The organism is Porphyromonas crevioricanis (genome assembly GCF_900476255.1).
Lineage (GTDB): Bacteria > Bacteroidota > Bacteroidia > Bacteroidales > Porphyromonadaceae > Porphyromonas > Porphyromonas crevioricanis.
The window spans coordinates 260,864-285,774 of record NZ_LS483447.1; the positions used below are offsets into that span (position 1 = coordinate 260,864).

Genomic DNA, 24,911 nt, shown 5'->3' on the forward strand with positions numbered 1-24,911 from the left:
AGAGATAAAAAGGCATTGCACAAAGATACGGTTTGCAAAGAAGAGTACAACCGCTGGCAGCCACATAACACACAAAATGGAAGCACGAGGGAGCAAGCCGGCAATTTGCTCACCCCAAAAGACAGACATATTTTTGCAACACAACGAGATCCCATCGTCTAGCCTTACACATAAAAAAGACATGAAAGAAATCTCTCAGCACAACAATGGATCCGGAGGCCCAAATAAAAACAGAGTAGTGAAACAATCAAGCAAAACTCTTTCCATGAAAAGACTCCTTTCCTTTTTATCCATCACTTTTATGCTCTCTCCATGGGCATTACAAATACAGGCAAACGCCCAACATGGCCATACCCTATTCTCTATCAACGGAATAGAGATCAACTCAGAGAATGCTCATGACTTGACCCGAATAGAAGGTGTAAAGGGTGATGAAGTGAGCTACAATGTCGGGACGAACACCCTTACTCTGCACAATGCTACAATCAACAGATAGTCATGCTTCTTTCTGCAACAGAAACAAACCGAATCTTACGATACTCCTGAAAGGAGAGAACTCCATATCCTCAAAAGAAAAAGGTGCAATGCTGCTCGAAGAGTCCACCTACATCACAGGAGAGGGAAACCTGAGTATCTCCTCGGACAAAGGGAGTGCTATTCTCCTGAACAAAGGAAATACCACGCTCACAATCCAGGGATGTACAGTAAGTGCAGTTGGGGATAGCTGGGGGATCTCTGGAGGCGATGGGAAAAGGAATGAGACACTAAATATAGTAAACGGAGCCAGGCTGCGAGCCAAAGGTTTTCACGGGGCAATTGTAGACATTGCGGAGCTCAAAGGAGACTACGTCATCACGAAACCTGAAGGGGCTTACTTCGACAGAGAAAGACATGCAGTCTTCGACAAGGAAGGGAATGTGGCCAAGGGAGAAGTGGAAATAGTATCGCAAGGAGACTCCAGCAGCAAACAGATCGCTCTCCCTGTACGTGTGTATGCCCACAAGCAGAACCTCTACATCTCGTTGCTCCAAAGAAAGGTCATTCGCATCTATAGTATAGAAGGCTCCCTGCTAAGAGTTCAGGCACTGGGGCCGGGGGACCATTGTCTTAGCCTACCGGAGGGAATATGCATCATACAGCTGGGCAGACAGTCTCTCAAGACAATTCAATAAGGGCGATATCCATATCTCCGGCTTTGAGAGGAGGCTGTGCCAAAATAGATAGTTTGGCTCACCCTCCTCTATAAATTTGCCTTTTAGGATGAAAAAGGAAAGCCTAGAAGGATAAAATGGATCAGCAAATTATGATACGCTCAAGCATCCCAGGAATGTCTTACAGAAATAATAAACTCAATAAATCAGGCAAGTAGTATCCCCTTCTAATAGGAAAAGGCCGGTAAATATGGATGCAAGGCAATGCATGATAATAGACTTAGAAAGGCGAGGTGATCAACGCATGTTTGTGACAGAACAGGTGGTCTCTATAAATGAAAATAAGAATGGACTCTGGTCTGTAAGATTTTCCACATCCCCTCATTTATTCAATTACAATAAGTCGAGGTTGCTTTATCTCATTCATCCCAAAGCGATAGACCTTGGCGAAAAAGGCCTCTATATCAACAATAAACGCATCTCTAATGTCTCTGAGGTACTACAGTTCACAGATGGCACACATACTTTTTATAGAGTAGGTTACACCAATGCGGGATACGAAAACTTCCAAGGAAATGAAGTGTATATCACGCGCACTCCTATAGATAAAAACGGAGGATCAACTTGGAGTTATTTACGTAAGCTGGCAGAAGAAACCGGCCTGATGAATAGCGATGAAGACAGTATTCTGTCAAAACAATATGACTTGGTCGATGTCAAGCGAGACAATGTCCCTTTAGCTCAATATCTTGGCGACAAGACGAAGCTGAGAGTTTATCATAAGCCTAAGCGCATATACTATCCTTTTGGATGCAATGCAAGTCAAAAGTCTGCTGTAGAAGCAGCTCTGACGAACCAAGTGAGCGTGATACAAGGGCCTCCAGGAACAGGGAAGACACAAACGATATTGAACATCGTTGCCAATTTATTGATGGCAGGCAAGAATGTACTTGTCGTCTCCAGCAACAACTCAGCCGTTGAGAATGTGGCAGAGAAACTCAATGATGTTAAACTTGGATTTCTCGTTGCAAAGCTCGGGAGTGTGAAAAACAAGGAAGACTTCATCTCCAATCAGTCGGGGTATCCTGAGATGAAGGGCTGGTCTTTAGAAAACGCTTCTATTGTTGAAGAGAAAGTTTTGGATGCTCTTCGCACTATTTCACAAGGTTTTGACAATCAATTGCGCCAAGCTCAGTTAAATGCTGAATATGAAGCTTTAATAAAGGAGGCGAAACACGACAACATACTCCAAAATGGCTCATCCAAGATTAGCTGGTTGGAGGGGAAAAGTGCATCTAAACTGATGACACTGATCAACCTTTACCGAATGATCGCAGAGAATGGACAGAAGCCAAACCTTTGGTTTCGTTTGAAGTATTCTTTTGTGTTTGGGATAAGAATGTTTTCATTCCTCAATAGGAACTTCTCGGATGTGATTACAAAATTGGAGGCAACTTATTATCTCCTGCGTAAGTCAGAAATTGAACAGGAGTTGGACACTATTGCCTCAATACTTAAGTCTATTGATATCAAGAGTAACATAAATACCCTTCGATCTTCCTCTCTCCAAGTCTTGAAAGCCAAAGTATCAAAGAGATATAATGGAAGCACAAGGCGACTGTTCTCTGTCAGGGAAATTAAGCCCCAAACAGAGGAATTCCTAAAAGAGTATCCCATAGTACTAAGTACTACCTATTCTGCCAAAAGTTGCATTAGCAAGGATATGGTATTCGACTATGTGATCATGGATGAGGCCTCACAAATAGATATAAAGACAGGAGCATTGGCTCTGTCATGTGCCATGAATGCCGTAATTGTAGGTGATGACAAACAACTTCCAAATGTAGTTAGCCGAGAAGAGTTGCATGCATTAAATGCTATTCAGAGCACATATAAGGTAGATGACAAATACGATGCGGCCTCTCATAGTTTCTTACAGTCTTGTGTAAAAGTATTTAACGACGCCCCGACTGTATTGCTGCGTGAACATTATCGTTGCCATCCCAAAATTATAGAGTTCTGCAACCAACGTTTTTACAATGGCGAACTGATAGCCATGACTTCCGGATATGAGGCACAGAAAGTCTTACAGGTTGTAAGAACTCCCAAAGGAAATCATGCACGTGGGCACTTCAATCAACGAGAACTTGATGTAATAGTCCACGAAGTATTGCCGAAGTATACTGATTCAGACAGCATAGGCATCATCACGCCATATCGCTTGCAAGCAGATGAAATAAACAAAGCTGTTGGTAGAGATATAGCAAGTACAGTACACAAATATCAAGGGAGAGAATGTGATACGATCATACTTAGTACTGTGGATAATACCCCTACCAACTTTTCTGATGATGCCAACTTACTCAATGTGGCAATATCACGTGCAAAAACTCATCTATGTATCGTGACAAGTGGTAATGACATACCGGAAGAGACAAACTTGGCACAACTCATCAATTACATACAGTACAACAATTTCGAAGTAAAAGAAAGCAATATATATTCCGTATTCGATTTACTCTACAAACAGTACACAGAGGAAAGATTGGCCTACCTATCTTCATGCTCACAAGTATCTGACTATCTTTCGGAAAATCTTGCATACAACGTCCTGGCAGATGCAATCGCGGAGTTAGGATTGGCAAATGTGGAGGTATTGTGCCATTACCCTTTGTCAAAACTTATCTCTTGTAAGGGTACATTAGATGAAAGGGAGAGAGCATTTGTGGAAAGTCAATATTCCCACGTTGACTTTTTGATATATAACTCCTTGACCAAACGCCCTCTTCAAATTATAGAGATAGATGGCTGGCATTACCATAGAGAAAATGAAACTCAACAATCTCGTGATGCGCTGAAAGATCAGATTGTCAAAAAGGCTGGACTTAGTCTTTATCGGATTAGTACAACAGATACTGTCAATGTGAAGACAATGAAATCTTTCTTGCAAAAACAGTTATCAATTGATTAGAATAGAAGCATCTGAGCCTTTCAATCAGAATCTTTATCCTGACAGCCTCAATTCAGGATCATTCTTGATTCCTTACTCTTTACTTAACCCTTTCACAGCTGTGGCTTCAATGATCTCCTTAAAAATGTCGGAGTTAGCCCCATTTTGAGGCTACAACGACAATGTCCGCTGTATGATTTGCAAATATGGGTTGTAATAGACCTCTGCCAGACTTTTCCCAAAGAAGAAGAGAGTACGTCAAGGAGCCAAGAGAGAAATGACATAGCAAGCCCTCCTCTCAGAAAGGCTATTGTGCCCTTGTCAAAAATGATATGTTTTGTAAAAAATCAGACTGTGAAAAAAATGGGAGAAATAGAGAGAAAAAAGCTGCCCCGAAGGAGCAAAACCCTACCCTTTCATATGCTTTATAACGGGCCTTCAGAATAGCCTATTCATCAGTATTCTGAGAAGGTCAGATTCTCTCCTGAGAGAATTTTTGCTAACACAGGAGAGAATAATTTTTTCCTCAGGAGAGAATTTTCTTTTTCCCCCGTGTCAGCAAAAAACGTCTCTGCTCTGCATCAAAGAAGGTGAGAAAACGCAACTCAAAAGGCCTCGATTTAAGCAGAAAATTCGCAAGAATATAAAAACAAAATAACATAAGAATAAACAGAAAAGCACATTAACAAAAGATCTGAGGAACAGAACTCAATCAGAGACTATTGCTCAATTCGGGATGGGGGGATTGGGAGCTTTGCACGAATTGGACAGCAGCCCTCTGTTATACTGACATGGAAAAGTGCGAAGTATATCAAAATTTATGCATATAAGCTTGAATAAACTCCCATTGAAATATAAAAGAATAACATTTGCGAGACCTTTGAAAAATAAGGAGATGTAGGAAAGAGGTATTCTTCGGATAAAAGGTGGGAAGAATTTGGGGGGGAAGCAAGGGACAAGGAATAAAATGGCTTGTAAATCACCCTTTGAACAATGCTTTTTGTATCCGTAGTGATAACACTTTTGTTTGTACACCCAACGAGCTTATTCATCCGTCCCTTTATGCTGACGGACAAGCTGTTTTTGATAATCCTCCTCCGCCTCTTTTTCCTGCTCGCTCCGATTGTCTTCCCTATCGTCTGCGAATTCAATCGTAATGCTTCCATTGGGTTTATATGGCGTCTGCACAAGGCTTGCATCGACAAGCATCCCTTCCCTTATTGAAATGTGATGGAGGGAAAGTTACTTATTAAACTGCACCAAAAGTTTGTCCATCAGGCCCAGTTCGGTCAGTGCCGAACGAAATCGACTGATGGTGCTGTGGTCGGGAGAAACCTCTTCCATTTTCAAGCCCAAGAATCGGGAAAAAGTGATTGAATCATTGATACGCTCCTCCAGAGCACAATCACTGAGGTTATACCATATCTCCAGGTGCAACATCTTGAATAAGAGAATCTCATCATAAGCAGGAGCACCGATGGCATTTTGTCGCTTCGTGTATTTCTTGTTGATCAGCGTCCGAATCGGACACCAATCAATAAGCCTGTCAATCTGATTGAGGAAGTCGTTTTGTGCTTTGAGATAACGCTTTGAAAGGAGTGCGTCTGCAAATGTTACATGCTCATCGGTGTTCTTGGATTGGTATGCCATGGGAAGAATATTATTCTGTTTTCAATACTCACTTATAGGAAATAATTCCCTATTATACAGCGAATTAACAAATAAACACAGGAGAATTGTCGTGCAAAGGTCTCGTTTCAGGGAAATTGATCGGAATAGAAACGATCTCTCCTGATGGCACGGCCTATTTTCAGAATCGGTACTGCAGCTTCAGGAAGCTACATTGTATGCTCTTCTAGCCAGAGTGTTAAGATCGCGATCTGAAAATATTGATCTTGATGCATTAGACAGAGCAAAGCTGGCATGATAATGTCGATGATAACCCAGCATATACAATAGTCTCACATTACCCATCGGAAGCTCTGTAAACAATTACTCCCACAAGGACGAACAACAACGCGAGAGTTGGTTGTTCGTCCTTGTGGGAGTTCCTTTTGCTCTCTCCATAAAAAAGAGACTTAATGTTTGTTTGACAAACGCTTCTTGAGAGCCTCTTGATAAGCTGCCCTCTTTTTTCGTCCCTTTTCGTTGCCTGCGAATTGATCAAACAAGAGATATTCAGGTAAATCAAGCCCCAGCTCCTCAAAGCGAGATGGTACACGACCCTGTCCTTCTGCCTTATCAGGACGAAGAAGTCGGAAATGATCAGTCAGCTGCTGATCTATTGTATAGGTCGAGAAATCAAGGCTACGATCGGTCAGTTCAATCAATGAGTAGAAGGCAGTCCCCGAGCCCAGTCTGTCAAAGATGGGAGAAAAGCCATTTTCGTAACACTTGCCTGAGAAAGAACTGATCAAGTAGACCGGAGTGGTACTTCTGTAGGCATCCTTATCAGGATGAGTGGTACGTGCATAGGCATGGTCGTGCCCGGCCAAGACCAGATCAACCTTATGTCTCTCCAAAATAGGACGCACCAAGCTATACATGATGGGGTGAGAGCGTGTCCCTCGAACGGGCTTTACCGAATGGTGCATCATGACAATGAGAAAAGGTTGGGAGGCAGACCCCAAGACATCATCGAGCCAAGACAGCTGATGATACAACTCCAAAGGCCTATCCAAATGATTGGAATTGAGAGAGACAATACGGCAATGAGGATGATCGATATAGTACGAGAGACCTTCTTGTCCGGCCGGGCCGTTAAGAGGGTAATTAAACTGAGCTTTCCAGCGTGGGTCTATCTTCTTCCTAAATCCCTTAATAACTTCGTGATTGCCGGGGGTAGCCACAAATCTTCTCTTCATCAGCGTTTCTCCGACTGATCTATAGACAAGATCCCAGTACGAGTTCATCGGTCGCTCAATGAGATCTCCGACTTGTAGATAAAGATCCGTAGAGAGATAGTAACGGCTTATACTATCCAACTTCTTCTTGGCCTCTGCCAGATCTATATCCTGCAAATCACCTAAATACATCAACCTCAAAGTTGAGTCTGGATGTGGGAAAGCAATTGTCAGAGAATCGGTATTACTACAACCATCGGTATAGACCTGTATCTTGTATTCACGCTGGTTATCAAGCCCTTTCAAATGAGCAGAATAAAAGACATCAACCCCTCCACGACTTTCTACACGGGAAGCCATGGCCGGCAGATGTATCTCAGGCATAGAATCTGAAGTATACACAACCCAGGATTTAGCAGGTTCACTACCAGCCCTCCATGAGACTGTGACATCGTGACAAATATCTTGCCCGGGAGTCAAAGTCAGTCTATCTATAGTATCGGAAGGAGTATAGGACACTTCGGGTAGATTGGAAAACCATACCTTCCAGCGAAGAGAGAGAAAAATAACCAATCCTACGAGAAGGATCAGTGGAATAAGGAAGCGTAAGCTCCTCTTTCTTGTAAAATTCATAGACAAATGTTATTGGTCTTTTCGGGAGGAAAGTCAAGAGACTACTCAAAGAAGGGAGTTCCGTCTATTTCCAACCTAAGGGTAAGTGTCGGTTCATCACAAATTTCCCTTGGCCCATAGAAAACCAAGGGGCCAGGATAGACATAGCAATCCTCTGACTCCCAACGAGAGCGATGATCAGCAAAGTAAGCAAATGGAGCTCCTTGCAGATCGACTAAAGACTTCCGGATCACGGGCTTAGCCAATCCGGCTCGACGCTCCAAGTGCATCAGACGAGTAAAGGGCACCCCTCCAGCCACACAATGATCAGCCGGATGTGTCGTGTTAGAAACGGTAGCCATGTATCCAGTCAGCCCCTCGGAAATAAGGGCTACGGCTGTGCGTCCCAAACTGTAGCAGTAATCAGCATCGAAGTTGGAAGGAAAAGAGCAGCGTCCCTCATAGCCAAAAAAGTGTGTAAGGGCAGCAAATTTACCCTGATAACGACCGGCAGCTGCCATTTGAGACAAACGCTCTTTTACCAATTCTACAAGGAGGACCTCCGTCTCTATCTTGGAAACCTGTACGTTGCCGTGCGGATCGCGATCTTCCAACAGCTGTAGAGCCACATACTGAGGCAAAGAGAGTAACAAAGAGGCATTCTCGGGCTTAAGATGCTCAGCAACAAAAGCAGTCCGTTCCAAACGAGCCAACCGCTTGATATGATCGGATTCGGGCCTGGAGAGATAGTCATTCAGCTCATCTATCAAACGACGGAAAGAAGGGAGAAACTCCAAAATTCCCTCTGGGATCAATGCAATACCATACATTAGACCTCGCTCAGCTCGTTTGGCAATCACTTCGGCTATGTATTCAACCAGATCTGCAATACGCCAATCTTTAGCCTTGACATCCTCGCTGATAATCGCAATATTGGGTTGACACTTCAATGCACACTCCAGTGTGATATGCGAAGCCGTGCGTCCCATCAATTTGATAAAGTGCCAATATTTCTTAGCCGAGACACAATCTCGCTGAACATTTCCAATCAATTCAGCATAAAGTTTGGTAGCTGTATCAAAGCCGAAGCTGCATTCTATTTCCCTACCTTTTAGGTCTCCATCAATCGTTTTCGGACATCCGATTATCTGCACTCCAGCATTGATAGAACGATAATATTCTGCCAAAATAGCGGCATTGGTGTTAGAGTCGTCTCCTCCGACAATCACCAAGGCGGATATATCCAAATGTTTCAGGATGAGCAAAGCTGCGTCAAACTGCTCTTTCTTTTCCAGCTTGGTACGGCCAGAGCCGATCATATCGAACCCACCCGCATTTCGATAAGGAGCTATAAGAGCCTCGGTCAGCTCTATATACTTATGATTGATCAAACCATCTGGCCCCATCAGAAAGCCATATAAACGGCTATCTGGATGCAGGGATTTCAAGCCATCAAAAAGCCCACTTATCACATTATGCCCCCCCGGAGCCTGACCTCCGGAAAGCAAAATCCCTACATTCAAAGGTTTTTCTTGTCGGGAAGTCTCTGTCTCCGAATTACGAAGGTATACCCTTGGCATACCACTGGTATGTGGGAACATCATGGCAATGGCTTTCGCTTCGGCATCGGGAGTCGGCACATCGGCTGTACACAATCTCCATGCCCCATTAAGAGCTACAGGGATCTTAGGAGTGTACTGGGAACGAAGTTTCTGCAAAGGGCTGATATCAAACATAAGAGAGACGTTTAATTCAGTTTCGTTGGACAAAAGAACAAACAGCCTGCAAGACCCTTTCGGTGCAAGCATCCAAGTCATCATTAACAACGACCAGATCAAATTCACCGGAGCGAGACATCTCATATTCAGCCTTTGCCAACCGCTCCTCTATTACTTTAGGGCTATCAGTTGCACGGCTCGTGAGTCTTTGACGAAGCGTCTCTATGGAAGGGGGCATCAAGAAAATAGACAAAGCCTTATCGGCATACTGCTCTTTTATATTCATGGCACCGACAACATCTACATCGAAGACGACCGTCTGCCCTTGCGAGAGTCGTCTATCGACCTCTTCTCTCAATGTTCCATAGTAAGTGTCGGTATACACTTCCTCGTACTCCAGAAAGGCATCATGCTCTATACCGGCACGAAAATCTGCCGGCGAAAGAAAATAATACTCCACTCCATGCCGCTCGTCTCCTCTTGGTTTTCGGCTTGTGGCAGAAATGGAGAAGCTCAGATTCAGCTCCGGAGCAAGCCTCATCAGTCGCTTGATTACAGTACTCTTGCCCGTGCCCGAGGGGGCAGCAAAAATTATAAGACTGGACATAAGTATCAGATGATATAAAAAGGATTAGTCAAGGATGGGTGAATAGTTTGCGGCAAAGTCGTTTGCTCAGGGACATTCGTCCTCGACGAATGGCAAAATAAGGAGTCTGAACAGCTCCAAACGAGCGGAAAAAGAATTCCACTCCACGCAACATCGATCCTTCGAAATCGACAGACAGGATACCATTGCGGCTCACCTGTGTATAGATTGCCCGATACAGGCAATAGGCCAATGCATCCTTGCACTCAGTAGTATCCTGCCCTCCGGCTATGTAGTAAGTTCGCGTTCCTCCTCGTACCATAAAGACAGAGGCTACTATCCGACCATCCTTGCTGCAGCAGTATATTTCCCCCATATCTTGCTGTCGCATGGCTTGAGTCAAACTCTCCAATCGATCAGTATAACGGAGTTTTGCTGTTTCAGGAGAACGATCCAGAGAAAGTCTGACCATAGCAATGAGATCACTAAAACTACCGCCCTCTACAAAGCTCAGCCCCGCACGTTCACTCTGACGAAGTTTGCGCCTGAGCAATTGATTTGCTTCCATCTGAAGAGACGAAAGAGGATCAGGAGAGTCCAGCTTCAATATGTAAGTATATCGAGTTGTCTGCTCAAAACCTTTCCAATAAAAGGGGAGCCAGTCGGAAAAGTCCGGTGGAGTATGAAAACTGCAGCAATCTAACTGAGGGAAATGCTCAACCAAAACTTCTATAGCCAAGCGTTTATCAGCAAAGCTCATGGTGGCACGAGGAGAGGGAATAAGTAGTGGCCCCAGATATTGCGTGAATGGAGGTTGTGACAAACAACCTGAGACCGGAGTATAAAAGGGGAACAGTAAGATATGTCCAGAAGAAAAGCTGATTGTCAATGACTGCCACCCTTCTTTTCCACAAACAGCATCAAGCCAAATCGGAGAAAAATAGGGGGCAACAAGTGATGAGGCCGCATGACGATAAACGGCCTCATACTCATAACGTTTGGTTGAGATATGGCAATCGGTTCGGGACATAACGCTCCCTCACAAAAGCTTGAACTAATGTTTACCAGAAGAATGGCTAATAGCCTCGGTTATTTCCAAAGCCAGCTGTTCGGCCAATTCAGGATCGTCTTGCACAGTCTGTTTGGCAGCATCCCGTCCCTGGCCTAATTTCCGCTCTCCATAGCTGAACCAAGAACCACTTTTCTTGATGATATTGTATTCGACACCGAGATCTATGATTTCTCCTGATCGACTGATTCCCTCACCAAACATAATATCAAACTCAGCTCTGCGGAAAGGAGGCGCAACTTTGTTCTTTACCACCTTTACCTTGGTCAAATAGCCCAAAACAGTCTCACCATCTTTGATAGCCGTACTTTTGCGTATATCCAGGCGGACTGAGGCATAAAACTTTAGGGCATTTCCTCCGGTCGTTGTCTCCGGATTACCGAACATGACGCCGATCTTCTCTCTCAACTGATTGATGAAAATACAAGTCGTATTAGACTTACTAATTGCTCCTGTCAGTTTACGCAAAGCCTGAGACATCAAACGAGCATGCAAACCGACCCGACTGTCCCCCATATCACCCTCTATTTCCTGCTTGGGAGTAAGAGCAGCAACTGAGTCAATCACCACAATATCGATAGCAGAGGAGCGTATTAATTGCTCTGCTATCTCCAAGGCCTGCTCTCCATTGTCAGGCTGGGCAATCCAAAGATTTTCCACATCTACTCCCAAAGCTTCGGCGTAACTGCGATCAAAAGCATGCTCAGCATCTATGATAGCAGCCAAACCTCCTTGCTTCTGCGTTTCGGCAATGGCATGAATAGCCAAAGTTGTCTTACCCGAAGACTCTGGTCCGAATATCTCTATAATTCGTCCTCTGGGATAACCACTCACCCCCAAGGCCAAATCCAAACCAATCGAACCGGTAGGTATCACCCCTACATCTTCGATACTCTCGTCTCCGAGCTTCATGATAGCTCCTTTGCCATGGGCTCTCTCTATTTTTTCCATGGCCAGCCTCAAAGCTTTAAGCTTATTCTCGTCCGGCTGTACCCGCCCTTCCTGCTGTGGCGATTGCTGTGTATCTTTCTCCATAATCTTGTATCTCGAATTAGTTATGTCGGGAATTTCTTACTCCTTACCAACTATCTGATTGGCATGATTCTTTGTATCAACCTGTTTGCCTCGTATAATACGCTCCACTCGCCTATCTGTGCCGATGACAAAAGTAGTACGTTCGGTACCCATATATTTGCGACCATACATACTCTTCTCTTTCCATACACCAAAAGAGCGGTTCAGTTCGGTACTTTCATCGGCAACAAGAGGGAAAGGCAACTCATGTTTCTGTCGGAAGTTGCGATGACTCTTCTGAGAATCTTTGCTAACACCTATCACCTGATAACCGGCATCCAACAAATCGGGATAGCCATCCCTGAGACTACAAGCCTGAGCGGTGCAGCCTGAAGTATCATCCTTGGGATAGAAATACAAAGCAATCTTGCGCCCGGGAAAATCCGAACATCGCACTTGCTTACCATCCTGATCTAAGCCCAAAAGGTCAGGTACCAAATCTCCTATTTCCATATTCTACCGATTGTAAGAGTTGTTCATCTATCTAAAAACCTGCGACTGAGTCCATCAAAAGCATCGATACGCCTATCTCGAAAAAAAGGCCACCAACGGCGCACCTCTTCACAGCGAGCAAGATCGATCTCCACAACCTCCAGTGTGGCCTCCTGTCCCAGATCGGCTAATAATTCTCCCTGTGGGCCAGCCACAAAACTACTACCCCAAAAAGTAATCCCTCCAGTAGATCCGGATGGGTCTGCTTCATATCCGACTCTATTAACTGTAATCACAGGCAAACCATTGGCCACAGCATGCCCACGCTGCACCAGTCGCCAGGCTTCTCGCTGTCGGCTCTGTTCTTCTGCCGTATCACTACTTTCGTAGCCAATGGCAGTGGGGTAAATAAGGAGCTGTGCCCCACGCATAGCCATGAGCCGTGCTGCCTCAGGGTACCACTGATCCCAGCACACCAACACTCCCAACCTACCAACAGAAGTATCAATAGGTTCAAAACCCAAATCACCGGGGGTGAAATAGAATTTCTCGTAGTAGGCCGGATCATCCGGTATGTGCATTTTGCGATATTTCCCAGCTATACGACCATCACGTTCGATCACCACAGCTGTATTATGGTAGAGGCCAGCCGCCCTACGCTCGAAGAGAGAGAGCACAAGCACAAGATCCAGTTCTCTGGCCAGAGCTCCGTAAAGCTCCGTAGAAGGGCCAGGTATTGTCTCGGCCTGATCGAATAGCTCTACATCTTCTGTCTGACAGAAGTACAACCCATTGTGCAACTCCTGCAGCACAACCAAGTCTGCACCTCGAGCTTTAGCTTCTCGAATGGCAGCAATGAGACGTTCCGTATTATTCTGTTGGTCAGCCGTATTGGCCTGCTGTATCAATCCTACTTTCATAAATGTCCTAAATCTATCAAGCTCCAACGCACAAGGTAAACAAAAAAGGCTCAAAGAGCCTTAACCACAGCTGGCAAATCCTGCCGGAGCAAACCAACTGGGAATTGCATTGTGACACAATGCAAACTGCCATGCTGACGAATCAGAGCCCTACAATCAACTCCAATCAGTTCCTTACCCGGGAAACAAAGACGAAGAGTGGCCTCGGCTTCTCTATCTCTCTCCGAAGCGTAAGTCGGATAGAGTACAGCATCATTCATGATAAGGAAATTGGCATAAGTGGCCGGCAGACGGCACCCGCCTCTATCATAAATAGGCTCTGCCATTGGCAGTGGGATCAGACGATAGCCATAGGGAAGCAACCCAGACAATTCTTCTTGCATCTTGCTCAAATCAGCATAATGGCTATCGGCCTCGTCAGGAGGAGCGACATAGGCAATCGTCTTTTCATCGCAAAACCTCGCCAAAGTATCTATATGACCATCTGTGTCATCTCCTTCCAAAGCTCCATACTCCAGCACAAACAGTTTTTCGGCTCCCAAAGATTTTGCCACCTCTGCAGCTATCTCTTCTGCTCGCATCTGTGGGTTACGATTCGGCTCGAAGAGGCAAGAAGCTGTTGTAAGGATATGTCTGCGTCCATCAGTCTCTATAGCCCCTCCTTCCAGGAAAAAGTTCAGCTTCGTAGACATAGAAACATTGTCTTCCCAGAGAAAGGGAATAGAAGCGAGCCGCCGGCAAATCATGTTGTCATGGCAAGCAGCGAATTTCATCCCCCATGCATTAAAACCGAAATCGACCAGGGACATCCGGCCTCTTTCATCCGAGAGCGAGAGGGGCCCGAAATCTCTGGCCCAAGTATCGTTAGTAGGCATCTCCACCACACACAATCCCTTCCCCAAATAAGGAGTCAAAGAAGGTGGCAGCTCTTCTACATTGGGGCAAACAAGCAGAAGTCGCTCTCGACTCAATATGGCCAAAGCAAGTTTCTCAAAGCAAGATCGAACCTCTTCCAGCATGTACTTCCAATCACTTTCTTCGTGTGGCCAGGAAAGCAATACAGCATCCTGGTTACTCCACTCAGGCAAAAGAGTAGATACTATTCGTTGCGAGTAGGAATAAACTTTCATACTTCTGTATTTGAGCGATTATCTCTGTGCAAAGCCTCCAACAAAGACCAATTCTGAGGTTGTGGAAGCCAATACCTATAATCTTTTCCCAAGAGGAAAGCCGAGCGAATGATTGATGAGGAAATCTCCAACAGGGGAGCATGAGCAAGGTAAATACTTCCATTGGATAAAGAAGAAGGCTCCACCTCCACAGATGGTCTGGGATAGACAATAAGTGGCCACCCAAGGAGGATACGACTATGCGCATACCAACGATCAAAATTCAACCAGTTATCCGCCCCTATCACCAAAAAGAATTGACAATCCTGGTGCAAGACAGACAAGGCCTGCAATGCCAAGATCGTGTAGTGAGGCGATGGAAGTTTCTGCTCTATTGTATTGAGACGAAAGCGGGCATCTCCATCTATTGTCTCGACAATCATCCGACAACGCAAATCATAGGGCAAGAGTTCGTCTGAGGTCTTCAACGGATTCATCGGGCTGGGCAAAAGCCAAACCTCCTCCAGTCCGGCCTCCTCCAACACGTAATTGGCAATAGCCATATGTCCTATGTGTATGGGGTTAAATGAGCCGAAGAAAAGGCCTATCAGACGCTTCTGTCCGGAAGAAGCAACAGTTCTATTCATGGATATTTCTAATATCGAGAGTGCGCATGGCTAGCTCCAACTCTGCCGGGTCTCCGGTGTGTTTGCCTGCTACATCGCTCAATTTCACACACTGATGCCAATCTTCTTTTCGTGTCATTTTGCATCGCCACAGTTTCATTACGATATTAACCGGCTTCACGCCATTGCCCACATCATTAGAGAAATTAGTACCAATACCAAACCGTACACCAATACGCCCTCTACAAGCCTGTTGTATGCGGATAGCTTTCTCCACATTGAGCGAATCCGAGAAAATGATATACTTGATCAAAGGATCAACCCTCAATTCTTGATAACGATGAATAACCTTGTCTATGAAAAGTAGCGGGTCACCACTGTCATGTCGAAGACTCGTATAGAGCATTGCGTGCTTCTTGCTAAAGTTTCGCAAAAAAACATCCGTAGTATAGGTATCGGTAAGAACCGTCCCCAAATCTCCGTCATAAACATCTATCCAATGCTCCATAGCCATATAATTGGCCATCTTGTAGCCATAAATGGCTCCATGAAACTGCACCCATTCGTGCGGATGCGTACCGCTGACCTTCAAGCCATGCTTCATTGCCAGATATACGTTGCTTGTTCCGAAAAGACTGCTTCCGGAGTATTCTTTGAGCAAAGCCGTGACACGATCCTCCATCTCATAGCTGAAACGCCTGCGCATACCGAACATGGAGTAGACCACTTCATGCTCCTTGAGAGTACGGGCCTTCTCTGTGGCAACACGCTCGGCATAAGCCAAATCGGGCTGACAATCAGTAACCCGATAGTACAACTCACTCACGATAGCCAAAATAGGAGTTTCCCACAGGGTAACTCGATAGAGCAAACCCTCAGCCCATATATGCAGATGCCCATCGGGGGTCTGCTCTATATGTACCTCTCGAGAATCGAAACGGAAACCTCGCAAAAAATCTATGTAAGTTGGTGGTAAATAGGGTAATTCATGCTCCAAAAAGCTTGCTTCTTCTTCTGTAAGCCTGAGTTGCTCCATTGCCTGAATCTCTTGCCTGAGCAATTGGTCAAAACCGGGAGGATAGACAAGCAAATCCCGATCGATAAAACGAAATGCGCCCATAGCACGAGGGAAAAGTTTGGAGTAGGCATAGCTGGTCGTAAACTTGTACAGATCGGTATCCAGAATACTTTTAATAATAGCCATAATCGGGTTGCTAAGGTAAAATTGAGGGAAGAGAAGACAGGTCAATCAAGTACGAGCACCGCAGATCTGCCAGCAGGCAGGTTCAGAGCATGAGCGTAAATAGCCATATCATCCAAGCGGTCATGATACATCCGAGAAATCCACACAACATAATCTTCCGGGCGAATGCGAGCAATGAGTTCATTGCTTTCGCGACAGGAAGGTAACCAGAACAAGCGCAAACAGGGCTTACCGGGGTTTTCCGAATCAGGCATTTGCTGCGAATCCGTCCACTCCGAAGATAAACAACAGACTTCTATACCATACTTACGTAGAGCCTCGGCCAAACGCTCCCCAGCATGAGCTGCGTCTACACCCATAGACAGAGGACTAACCCAGACTGTTCGCAACTGTGGTAAAGGCTCTAATTTCCTCCAGAGCATCAAAGCCATACGCTCCCATTCTTGGGGATTTTGCTTGCGTTTTTTGCGAGGCAAACAGCCCAAATAGTCAGCAGACAGAGTGGAGGGGGCTTCAGGCAAAGAAATCAGCTGATTACGCAGCACCATGCGGTAATAAATCCAAAGAGTCGGTATCACAAAGGCAAGCACAAGGAAAAGGAACACAAAATATAGACTTGTATCGGATTCAACCACTGCCGGGGTAGCATAATCGAGAACTTCAGCTGGCTCACAATTACGCAACTCTGCCAGACTAACCTCGGCCTCAGCCGAGAACTCCTCCAAGCGGTTACGCATAGAAGAAGTCAGTTTCTTGTCCGGGTCGGCAAGTATTCCTTCGATGTGTTTCTTCGTTCTTTCCAATTCGGTTGTTGCATCGGCTAACATTCGTTCTACAGAAACAGCGATCAACTCATTCAAGATACCTATCATCTGCATCTCAGGCTTGTTGCCCTTGAGGGAGACTCCCACCAAGCCATCGTAACTGGAGGCCTCCAGCTCGGCATTCAGTATCCGAGTTTCCTGTTCCGGGTCGGTGTACAACACATCAAAATCGTCTTCGTATGGCTTATCCACAAAAAGGCGTGCCATATTCTTACTTAAAAAAAGCTTACCAATGGGTGTATCGGTTAAACAATCAAAGGGTAAGAAAGAGGTTCCGGGATATTTCCGATCATCGATTTGGAAATTGCTCAACTGCAAACCATTGGACTTTTGCTTAGCAGAACAACGAACATAGTTGCCCGGCTCTGGCTCCACAAACTGAATATCAAATGGGATATGACCATATAGGTCTCTGTTTTTGAAAAACTTGCGATAGGAGCAAGTCACCATTGCATTACTTCTCTTGATTGCCTCATGGAGAGAGGAGGTGGCATTCAAGTAACCGAAAAGAGCCTGCCCCGATAAAGCTGAAAAAGCACTCAGAGGTGGGTAATAATCCCCCCCCCACAATGAAACATTGGAAAGACGACTACCCTCGTCGGCCTTACTCCTCAAACTCAAATAGTACTTACGAGTTACTGGAGGACGATGCTGCAACAGCAAAAAAAGAAGCATCGACACTAAGCAAATCGACAATATATAGTATGGCCATTTACTCAAAAGAAGCCTTAGAAAAGAAAGGCTCGCAGCATAACGAGAATGACCAACAACAGATTGGGATTTCGGACTGAAATTATTACTCATGATATCCAACGTATATATGACACGAAGGTACTCAAATCAAAAATTCGGAAGAGATCGCACTCAATAACAACAATACTCTCCTCTCGGTGTATCGCCCAGATGCCCTTGTCTTCCTTCTCCGGACAAGAGCAAAATGTCCTTCTAATTCAGAGATTTCACAAAAAAGAAAGCTGAAGCCACGACAAATCATGGGAGAGAGACTTTGAATACTTGCTCTCCGACTTGTAGTAAACAGATATGGTTCAAAACATCCACACCAAGCCTCGCACATCCTCGCGCATCGATCTGAGTAGAACTAAGCATATGCCCATCGAAAGAAAAGAGACGAACAATGGAACCAGATATTGCAGCTGAAATCACAATCTCATCAGTCACCATATCATAGGAAATAACAGGACAACCTTCCGGCTCAAGAGATAAAGATTCAGGGAAGCTACCCGGGTAGTCCTCCACAACAATTCCATTAAAAGCCTTTGTCCTCCAGCCTCGACTTTGGGCAATGGCAACATCACTCGTAAGACAAATATTTTTTTCCTGATCGCTGTGGATATTGAAGACATAGCAATCTCCCTTGCGACTTTCCCGAATTGGCAAACTCTTAATCATGGAAGTCATATGCTCCCCTTGGATATTATTGGTATCACAGACAAGCAATTCGAGCAGCCTGTTCTGCGAAAGATCCAAGGAAGATATTCTGTTATATGAACAGTTGAAGGAAACCAATGCTTTGTTCTTTGTCAGATCGATCTCTGCAAGTTGATTGGAAGAACAACTGATCTCCTTCAATGTTTGACAACCAGATATATCGAGCGTCTGCAACATATTTTCACGGCAATTCATCGTGTGAATATCCCCTTTGATCCTTATTGTCTGATCTCTCACAGTAAGGGTAATCCATTTTTTATTTTCCCATTCTCCCTCGGCTCCTTCAAAAGACACAGGGCCAGAAGATTCGATATAGAAATCCAATTGCTCGCCTGCTTTTTTCGCAGTAGTCATAACAATCACATTTTCCGACGATAGATCCTTTTCGGCATAGCTATAAAAAGGGAGCAGGGTCAACAAGGCAAGTATCACAGCCCTATGAAGAGAGAGAAAGAGCTTCATTTTCCTCACAATTAGTTACAAACAAAAGGGAGAAACCCTCTCCCTTCTTCATCCGAAGGCAAAGGTAACAAATCGGGAATTCGTTTTCTGCCATCAGCTCGCCTACAAATCCTCTTTTGGAGGTTTGATGCAACGAAAAATCATAGTAGAACCATGCCCCTCAATCTCCACATTCTTCCCAAAGAGAGAGTGGAGTTTCTCCAAGGCTTCCCTGCGAGTGTAATGAGGTGGCACAAATAATCCTTTTCGATCCAAGACATTGCGAACAAACCAATCTGCAACTGGTCGCTCGCCTTGCACATAGAAACACCCACAAAAAAGACCTCCGACCTTCAAAACCCGATAAATCTCGGCAAATGCTAGATCCTTATCGGGAAAAGCTTGAAAACCACTCATCGATAAAACACAATCGAAACATTCCTCCCCAAAAGGTATTTGACGGACATCGCCCTGCAACAAAGTCAGATTGCTCAGGCTTTCTTTTCGAATACGTTCACTGGCCAATCGAAGCATCTCTTCGGAATAATCCAGCCCGATGATCCGAGCGTTCTGCATACGGAGATACTTCGCATAGGTAAACACAGCAGTACCCACCGGTACATCAAGTATTTCTCCGGAAAAGACGTCTGGTATCATTTCTAATATCCGACGTGCTATTCTATTGTCATCCGTCCTCCAAAGTAAATTCATGTAGAGCCAGGACCACCACTTGCGACCGGTGATCACATCGTCATAATGTTTCATCTTTTTTTGGTAGGCACTTCGGGGTCTTTTTTCCATGGACAGTATCCTTATATCACATTATACCATATTATTAATTAGGAAAATCCTCACAGCTAAGGATCTCCGCATCAGACACCGTGAAGGTAAAACAATATGGAATAGACAGAGGAATATATTGTCCTCGTCCCATCACAAGAGGTTCCTTTCAAACCGATTGGGATCCAAACAACAAGAGCCAAATTTCCCTCTTAGGGTTCTTCAAAAGTTTTCTCAGGGACCTTGGGGAAAGAAGCTCCTAATGAGCACATCGAAAGCACCTAAGCTTTCTTCAAAAAGCAATAAAGCTTTCAGACAAAAGCAATAAAGCTTTCTTGGAAAAGCTGCTAAGCTTTTGACAGGCTCGTTAGATGCCTCCCGAAAGGGATGCCGAGCAATCGGGAGATCGCTCAATATCTTTTTGCGACAAGCTGAGCATCTCTTTGAGGAAAATTCCAAACAATTCTTTTGAAAATCACGCAAAGGTCTTCTCTCAGACAATAGCTACACCTCCGAAAGCATGCAATCGTATAGGGCCAAAGCTTCGTCTTCCAAGCGGTGCATTTCTCGCTCCTCGTCTTCTGTCTTATCCCCTTGTCCGCAAAGATGCAGAATACCGTGTATCAGAACCCGATGCAACTCCCTTCTATAAGTGCATCCAAATAACTTGGCATTGGACCGAACCGTATCCAGACTTATCAGCATTTGTCCATTGATAGTCTCTCCTATGCTGTCATCAAAAGTGATTATGTCTGTATAGTAATCGTGCCCGAGAAAACGGTTGTTAGCCTCCAAGATCTCTTCATCCGAACAAAATTGGTAACAAATCTCTCCAACTCGACGGCCACGAGAGGCTGCCACACGGATAATCCATTCCTTCAGAAGCCGGCGTTTAAGCGTAGGCATACTGACGTTTCCAGAGAAATACTCTATTCTACACAAGGGGGAAAAATCATTTGTATTCATAAATGCTTTGGATTCGAATTCATTTAGTTCACAGAGGCAAAGAATAGATAAGTAACCAAGATTGCAACGATAGCCCCTATCAAGTCGGCGAAAAGAGAAGCTCCCAGCACATAGCGACTCTTCTTGATTCCTACCGCACCAAGGTAAACGGCTACTACATAGAAAGTCGTATCACTGCAACCCTGTACAGTACAACACAAACGTCCCACAAAACTGTCAGCTCCATATGTCTGCATAGCATCGACCATCAGACCTCTGGCTCCGCTGCCACTGAGAGGCTTCATCAGTATGGTCGGCAAACCGTCTACAAAGCGCGTATCCCAACCAAGCACTTCGGCAAGCCAGCGAATACCCTCGCTTAAATAGTCCATAGCTCCCGAAGCACGGAAGACTCCTATGGCAACCAGAATTGCAACCAAATAGGGAATAATCCCGACTGCCGTATGAAACCCCTCTTTTGCTCCATCTATAAAGGCCTCGTAAACATTGATCCGTGCCTTCCAACCAGAGAAAATAAATAATGTGATAATGGAGAACAGTAACAGAGAAGAGACAGCCGAACTGATCTGGGCAAATTGTTCCTGAGAAAAGTATTTCCACGCAAATAAGACTAACGCTGCCAATGTGACCATAACAAGATAAAGCAGCAATAATGGCCGCTGAAACAGATTGATGCGTTGTTTGAGCCCAATCACCCATATGGCGGTAAGCGTGGAAGCTGCAGTGGCTATGAGAATAGGGATGAATATATCTGTTGGATTGGCAGCTCCGGCTTGCATTCTAAAAGCCATAATGGAGGTAGGAATGAGTGTGAGGCCACTGGCATTGAGTGCCAAAAACATGATCATGGCATCACTGATCTCCTCCTTGCGCTTATTCAGGGTCTGCAATTTCTCCATAGCCTCTATACCCAGAGGAGTGGCAGCATTGTCCAAGCCTAATATATTGGCCGATATATTCATAAAGATATTCCCCATTACCGGGTGCCCTTTTGGAACAGAGGGGAATAGGCACCCCAATACAGGAGCTGAAGCTTTGGCTAACTTGTCGATTAGACCAGCTCGCTCGGCTATGCGCATAAGCCCAAGCCACAAAGCCAGCACTCCGGTGAGGTAGAGAGCAATCTCAAAACCATTCTTTGCCTGCACAAAAGTAGCATCGACCATGGTTGAAAAAACGTTCCATTCTCCGCTGAGTACAACTTCCAATAGTCCGAAAGCAAAAGCCAAAAGAAAAAAGGCTATGAATATATAATTGAGCAACATGGAGACGAAAATACGGAAAATTCTACCTTTGCTTCATCTCAAATCAAACAAAACTCAACACAACCAACACAATGAAACTAAAAAAGCATCTCATCCTACCAGCTACTTTGCTGGCCGTTCTTCTTCCGTCTTGCCAAAGTGGAGGCAAAGGAGAAATCTCGATCAAAATTCCCGACAGTATTGTAGAGAGCAGTCACACTCATCTATACTTCATGGATGTGGCTCTTGATAAAGCAGTGGATAGTCTACCCCTGCCAGCTGATATAGAAGGGCAAGACTACCGAATGCTCAACTATGCCTACAACAGCGACTCCCTCCGTCTGATGAAATGCCGCTTGGGAAAACATTCATTCTCGTTTTTCACGGAAGCGACTTCTCTTTCTGCCACACTGGACAGCTCTGTCTGTGCCACTGGAAGCTCGATGAACAACGAATTTGGCAGCATAGCAAAAGAAATTATCGATCGCACTCGCCAGGCAAAGAACGAAATTGCGGAAATAGCCAACAAAGGAGGCATCCTGCAAGAAGAGTTGATCAGCTTGAAAGAGAAAATTGCAGAACATCTCGAAAAAGACCTGCAAATCATATACAGGCAAAATATAGACAAGCATCTTAATGACCTACTGGGAGCTGTACTGGTATACCAAGGCTCTCGAGTATTGCCGTCGGAAGAGATCAAATCCTACATTGAGCGTGCCGGGGAGAAAATAAAGGAATATCCCTTAATTCGCTCCTGGCTTGAGAGAGCCTCTCGTGAAGAAGCCACTGGTGTGGGGCACACCTATGTGGATGTAGAGGGAGCCTATATAGATAAACCCGATCAAACGGCAAAGCTGAGCGATCTATTGGCAGTGGGACAGTATACGATTGTAGATTTTTGGGCCAGCTGGTGCGGACCTTGCCGACAAGAGGTTGTGAAGCTAAAAGCCCTGTCTGAGAAATATGGAGCCAAAGGCTTGAAAATCGCCGGTGTAGCAATCTGGGATAAACCGGAAGATACCAAGCTCGCCATCGAAAAGTTGGGTATCACTTGGCCGGTAATGCTTGAGAAAGAAAGAGGGACAATAGGCGATGTGTATGGTATCGAAGGCATACCGACTCTATTGCTCATCGATGCTAATGGTAAGATACTGGCTCGTGGACATGAAAGCGAACCTATTGCCGAAATGCTGGAAGAGATTTACAAAGACAAGTAAAAACCGTTGAGCAAAAACTATTCATGTTTTTGCTCAACAAGTTCTACTTCTACAACAGATCCGCCCCTCTGGTACTGCTATGCAGATCGGAGGGGCGGATCTATAACTATATACTTGGAATATCGAGAACAGCACGGCAGATGTTGTGCTATGCACAAGGTCTCTATTCTTTATAATTCCTGATCTGCTTATAAGCCTGCCCGATATAGGCGATCAAGTCCGAAGCAATGAGGGATTCTGCACTATGCTCAGCCACATAACAATCACCGGCCAAACCATGTAAATAGTTGCCCAACAATGCTGCTGTGCCCGGAGTATAACCGGAAGCCAAAAGACCGAGAATCACACCAAACAATACATCTCCACTACCGGCTGTAGCCATTCCGGGGTTGCCAGTAGAGTTGAAAACAATATGCCCATCTGGCATACAACAAGCAGAAAAAGCACCCTTGAGAATGACATAAGTCTGGTGTCGCATGGCAAAAGCTTGCGCCTGATTGAGTTGCTCATAGCCTGTCTCGCAATAGCAAGTGAGTCGTTGTAGCTCTCCAGGGTGTGGAGTAAGGATACTATTGGGGGGGATAAATGATAGCAAATGTCGGTATTGCCCCAAGAGGTTGATAGCATCGGCATCTATTACCATGGGGTCTCGATATTGCTCCATTAACTTCTGAAGCATCGTTTCTGCTTCGGGGTAGCTTCCCAAGCCAGGGCCGACACCCACGGCAGTCAACCAACTCTCCGGCAAACAGTGAGTGATATAGTCCGGATCCCGATCTTCTCTGCACATAGCCTCCGGTACGGCTGTCTGGGCTATAGCATACCCACACCCGGGTACATGCAAGCTAAGCTTACCTATCCCGGATCGCAAAGCAGCTTTGGCTGCCAAACAGGCTGCGCCCATCATGCCTCTACTCCCGGCCACGATCAAACCATGACCGTATACACCTTTGTGATCGAATCGATGCCGCTCAACAAGGAGCCGGGCTGCATCTTCCGGTCTCATCATCAGGTAGCGACTTCTCATATCGACTTTGGCTCTTTCGCTCAAACCAATATGAGCAACAATAAACTCTCCCACATAAGCTGCCGATTCGGCCAAAAGCATGCAGAGCTTGGGTTGCTCGAAAGTAATCGTCTCTTTGGCTCGAACAATTGCCTGCTCGGCATGCAGCGAATTATCTTCGGCGAACAGTCCTGAAGGAATATCTATGGATACACGAGTTGCATCAAGAGAATTGAGATAGGTTACCAAACGGGCATACCCCCCTGTCAATGGTCGATCCAGACCGGTACCAAACAAACCATCCAACACTACTGCATCTGGCTCGATCTCGGGTGGAGCAAAAGCATCTTTCACCTCCGTAAGTCGATGTAGAGGCATCTCAACAAGCTTTTCGCGATGTACACGACAAGCCTCGGAAAGGCGTAAACTGGGATTGAAAAGGAAGCAATGTACCGCATAACCCTCTGCCAACAGATGTCGGGCAATGGCCAAAGCATCGGCACCATTATTCCCCGGTCCGGCAAAAACATATACCCGTCTGGCAGGCGTATACCGCTGCCTGTAATGCACCACAAACGCTTCGGCAGCACGCTCCACCAAACGGGCATGATCAATCCCCTCCTCTTCCATCGTCCGCCGATCCAGCTCGGCTATCTCCGCAGATGTAAATATGGGGATCATATCGCTCGA

The 24,911-nt window shown here is 45.3% G+C and carries 20 protein-coding genes and 1 pseudogene; 4 read left to right on the plus strand and 17 right to left on the minus strand.

What is annotated here, in order from left to right; genetic code table 11:
• Window positions 1-181: 181 nt before the first annotated feature.
• The 3 genes from DQN70_RS01255 to DQN70_RS01265 all read left to right on the plus strand — a co-directional run bounded on the left by DQN70_RS01255 (window position 182) and on the right by DQN70_RS01265 (window position 4,122).
• Window positions 182-496 carry a hypothetical protein gene (locus DQN70_RS01255; protein WP_145980588.1) on the plus strand — a complete coding sequence of 105 codons (315 nt, stop codon included), beginning with the start codon at window positions 182-184 and terminating at the stop codon, window positions 494-496.
• Window positions 477-1,172 (plus strand): hypothetical protein, encoded by a 696-nt coding sequence (locus DQN70_RS01260; RefSeq protein ID WP_042226029.1) that lies wholly within the window; start codon window positions 477-479, stop codon window positions 1,170-1,172. Before DQN70_RS01255 ends, DQN70_RS01260 begins: the two co-directional genes overlap by 20 nt.
• Before the next feature lie 229 nt (window positions 1,173-1,401).
• Window positions 1,402-4,122 carry an AAA domain-containing protein gene (locus tag DQN70_RS01265; protein WP_042226026.1) on the plus strand — a complete coding sequence of 907 codons (2,721 nt, stop codon included), beginning with the start codon at window positions 1,402-1,404 and terminating at the stop codon, window positions 4,120-4,122.
• 1,026 nt (window positions 4,123-5,148) lie between these two features.
• Here the strand turns inward: DQN70_RS01265 and DQN70_RS01270 are convergent.
• From DQN70_RS01270 to DQN70_RS01350, 16 genes and pseudogenes are all read right to left on the minus strand, one after another.
• Window positions 5,149-5,751, minus strand: a pseudogene (locus DQN70_RS01270) (transposase); the annotation flags it as partial.
• Window positions 5,752-6,179: 428 nt separating this feature from the next.
• On the minus strand, window positions 6,180-7,577 hold the full coding sequence (locus DQN70_RS01275; RefSeq protein ID WP_023939251.1) for a metallophosphoesterase family protein: 1,398 nt from the start codon (window positions 7,575-7,577) through the stop codon (window positions 6,180-6,182).
• A 41-nt stretch (window positions 7,578-7,618) separates the two neighbouring features.
• The gene (locus DQN70_RS01280) at window positions 7,619-9,292 is read right to left on the minus strand and encodes a diphosphate--fructose-6-phosphate 1-phosphotransferase (RefSeq protein WP_023939250.1); all 1,674 of its coding nucleotides are present in this window, start codon (window positions 9,290-9,292) and stop codon (window positions 7,619-7,621) included.
• A gap of 16 nt (window positions 9,293-9,308) precedes the next feature.
• Entirely contained in the window at window positions 9,309-9,881 is a 573-nt protein-coding gene (gene gmk / locus DQN70_RS01285; protein WP_042225570.1) for a guanylate kinase, read from the minus strand.
• Window positions 9,882-9,909: 28 nt separating this feature from the next.
• On the minus strand, window positions 9,910-10,890 hold the full coding sequence (locus DQN70_RS01290; RefSeq protein ID WP_023939248.1) for a GNAT family N-acetyltransferase: 981 nt from the start codon (window positions 10,888-10,890) through the stop codon (window positions 9,910-9,912).
• A gap of 24 nt (window positions 10,891-10,914) precedes the next feature.
• Window positions 10,915-11,964, minus strand: a complete 1,050-nt coding sequence (gene recA, locus DQN70_RS01295; RefSeq protein ID WP_023939247.1) for a recombinase RecA — start codon at window positions 11,962-11,964, stop codon at window positions 10,915-10,917.
• Between the two features lie 36 nt (window positions 11,965-12,000).
• The gene (locus DQN70_RS01300; protein WP_023937216.1) at window positions 12,001-12,456 is read right to left on the minus strand and encodes a peroxiredoxin; all 456 of its coding nucleotides are present in this window, start codon (window positions 12,454-12,456) and stop codon (window positions 12,001-12,003) included.
• Between the two features lie 23 nt (window positions 12,457-12,479).
• Window positions 12,480-13,355: a carbon-nitrogen hydrolase gene (locus DQN70_RS01305; RefSeq protein ID WP_023937217.1), complete on the minus strand. Its 876-nt coding sequence runs from the start codon at window positions 13,353-13,355 to the stop codon at window positions 12,480-12,482.
• Window positions 13,356-13,405: 50 nt separating this feature from the next.
• Complete coding sequence (locus tag DQN70_RS01310; RefSeq protein ID WP_023939244.1) at window positions 13,406-14,485, minus strand: agmatine deiminase family protein; 1,080 nt, start codon at window positions 14,483-14,485, stop codon at window positions 13,406-13,408.
• Entirely contained in the window at window positions 14,482-15,111 is a 630-nt protein-coding gene (gene nadD / locus DQN70_RS01315) for a nicotinate (nicotinamide) nucleotide adenylyltransferase (protein ID WP_023939243.1), read from the minus strand. The genes DQN70_RS01310 and nadD overlap by 4 nt, the downstream gene beginning before the upstream one ends.
• On the minus strand, window positions 15,104-16,294 hold the full coding sequence (pncB, locus tag DQN70_RS01320; protein ID WP_023939242.1) for a nicotinate phosphoribosyltransferase: 1,191 nt from the start codon (window positions 16,292-16,294) through the stop codon (window positions 15,104-15,106). The genes nadD and pncB overlap by 8 nt, the downstream gene beginning before the upstream one ends.
• 41 nt (window positions 16,295-16,335) lie before the next feature.
• Entirely contained in the window at window positions 16,336-17,793 is a 1,458-nt protein-coding gene (locus tag DQN70_RS01325; RefSeq protein ID WP_042225567.1) for a hypothetical protein, read from the minus strand.
• Window positions 17,794-18,108: 315 nt separating this feature from the next.
• A complete protein-coding gene (locus tag DQN70_RS01330) occupies window positions 18,109-18,921 on the minus strand; it encodes a hypothetical protein (RefSeq protein WP_145980589.1) in 813 nt (270 codons plus the stop codon).
• 210 nt (window positions 18,922-19,131) lie between these two features.
• Window positions 19,132-19,809 (minus strand): class I SAM-dependent methyltransferase, encoded by a 678-nt coding sequence (locus tag DQN70_RS01335; RefSeq protein ID WP_023937224.1) that lies wholly within the window; start codon window positions 19,807-19,809, stop codon window positions 19,132-19,134.
• 483 nt (window positions 19,810-20,292) lie between these two features.
• Entirely contained in the window at window positions 20,293-20,754 is a 462-nt protein-coding gene (gene ybeY / locus DQN70_RS01345; protein ID WP_023937226.1) for an rRNA maturation RNase YbeY, read from the minus strand.
• Between the two features lie 23 nt (window positions 20,755-20,777).
• Entirely contained in the window at window positions 20,778-22,019 is a 1,242-nt protein-coding gene (locus tag DQN70_RS01350) for a nucleoside recognition domain-containing protein (RefSeq protein WP_023937227.1), read from the minus strand.
• Window positions 22,020-22,090: 71 nt separating this feature from the next.
• On the opposite strand from DQN70_RS01350, the gene DQN70_RS01355 reads away from it, so the two are divergent.
• The gene (locus DQN70_RS01355; protein WP_023939235.1) at window positions 22,091-23,215 is read left to right on the plus strand and encodes a TlpA family protein disulfide reductase; all 1,125 of its coding nucleotides are present in this window, start codon (window positions 22,091-22,093) and stop codon (window positions 23,213-23,215) included.
• Window positions 23,216-23,378: 163 nt separating this feature from the next.
• Here DQN70_RS01355 and DQN70_RS01360 read toward each other — a convergent pair whose 3' ends face one another.
• Complete coding sequence (locus DQN70_RS01360; RefSeq protein WP_023937230.1) at window positions 23,379-24,902, minus strand: bifunctional ADP-dependent NAD(P)H-hydrate dehydratase/NAD(P)H-hydrate epimerase; 1,524 nt, start codon at window positions 24,900-24,902, stop codon at window positions 23,379-23,381.
• Between the last annotated feature and the right edge of the window lie 9 nt (window positions 24,903-24,911).

What these genes read in the sequence shown, in the direction of transcription:
- DQN70_RS01325 (WP_042225567.1), bottom strand. Translation starts at nt 17,793, where the DNA reads ATGCTTCTTTTTTTGCTGTTGCAGCATCGTCCTCCAGTAACTCGTAAG.
- DQN70_RS01305 (WP_023937217.1), bottom strand. Translation starts at nt 13,355, where the DNA reads ATGAAAGTAGGATTGATACAGCAGGCCAATACGGCTGACCAACAGAAT.
- DQN70_RS01310 (WP_023939244.1), bottom strand. Translation starts at nt 14,485, where the DNA reads ATGAAAGTTTATTCCTACTCGCAACGAATAGTATCTACTCTTTTGCCT.
- gmk (WP_042225570.1), bottom strand. Translation starts at nt 9,881, where the DNA reads ATGTCCAGTCTTATAATTTTTGCTGCCCCCTCGGGCACGGGCAAGAGT.
- DQN70_RS01260 (WP_042226029.1), top strand. Translation starts at nt 477, where the DNA reads ATGCTACAATCAACAGATAGTCATGCTTCTTTCTGCAACAGAAACAAA.
- DQN70_RS01275 (WP_023939251.1), bottom strand. Translation starts at nt 7,577, where the DNA reads ATGAATTTTACAAGAAAGAGGAGCTTACGCTTCCTTATTCCACTGATC.
- pncB (WP_023939242.1), bottom strand. Translation starts at nt 16,294, where the DNA reads ATGGCTATTATTAAAAGTATTCTGGATACCGATCTGTACAAGTTTACG.
- DQN70_RS01330 (WP_145980589.1), bottom strand. Translation starts at nt 18,921, where the DNA reads ATGACTACTGCGAAAAAAGCAGGCGAGCAATTGGATTTCTATATCGAA.
- DQN70_RS01265 (WP_042226026.1), top strand. Translation starts at nt 1,402, where the DNA reads ATGGATGCAAGGCAATGCATGATAATAGACTTAGAAAGGCGAGGTGAT.
- DQN70_RS01300 (WP_023937216.1), bottom strand. Translation starts at nt 12,456, where the DNA reads ATGGAAATAGGAGATTTGGTACCTGACCTTTTGGGCTTAGATCAGGAT.
- DQN70_RS01355 (WP_023939235.1), top strand. Translation starts at nt 22,091, where the DNA reads ATGAAACTAAAAAAGCATCTCATCCTACCAGCTACTTTGCTGGCCGTT.
- DQN70_RS01290 (WP_023939248.1), bottom strand. Translation starts at nt 10,890, where the DNA reads ATGTCCCGAACCGATTGCCATATCTCAACCAAACGTTATGAGTATGAG.
- recA (WP_023939247.1), bottom strand. Translation starts at nt 11,964, where the DNA reads ATGGAGAAAGATACACAGCAATCGCCACAGCAGGAAGGGCGGGTACAG.
- DQN70_RS01360 (WP_023937230.1), bottom strand. Translation starts at nt 24,902, where the DNA reads ATGATCCCCATATTTACATCTGCGGAGATAGCCGAGCTGGATCGGCGG.
- nadD (WP_023939243.1), bottom strand. Translation starts at nt 15,111, where the DNA reads ATGAATAGAACTGTTGCTTCTTCCGGACAGAAGCGTCTGATAGGCCTT.
- DQN70_RS01255 (WP_145980588.1), top strand. Translation starts at nt 182, where the DNA reads ATGAAAGAAATCTCTCAGCACAACAATGGATCCGGAGGCCCAAATAAA.
- DQN70_RS01335 (WP_023937224.1), bottom strand. Translation starts at nt 19,809, where the DNA reads ATGGAAAAAAGACCCCGAAGTGCCTACCAAAAAAAGATGAAACATTAT.
- DQN70_RS01350 (WP_023937227.1), bottom strand. Translation starts at nt 22,019, where the DNA reads ATGTTGCTCAATTATATATTCATAGCCTTTTTTCTTTTGGCTTTTGCT.
- ybeY (WP_023937226.1), bottom strand. Translation starts at nt 20,754, where the DNA reads ATGAATACAAATGATTTTTCCCCCTTGTGTAGAATAGAGTATTTCTCT.
- DQN70_RS01280 (WP_023939250.1), bottom strand. Translation starts at nt 9,292, where the DNA reads ATGTTTGATATCAGCCCTTTGCAGAAACTTCGTTCCCAGTACACTCCT.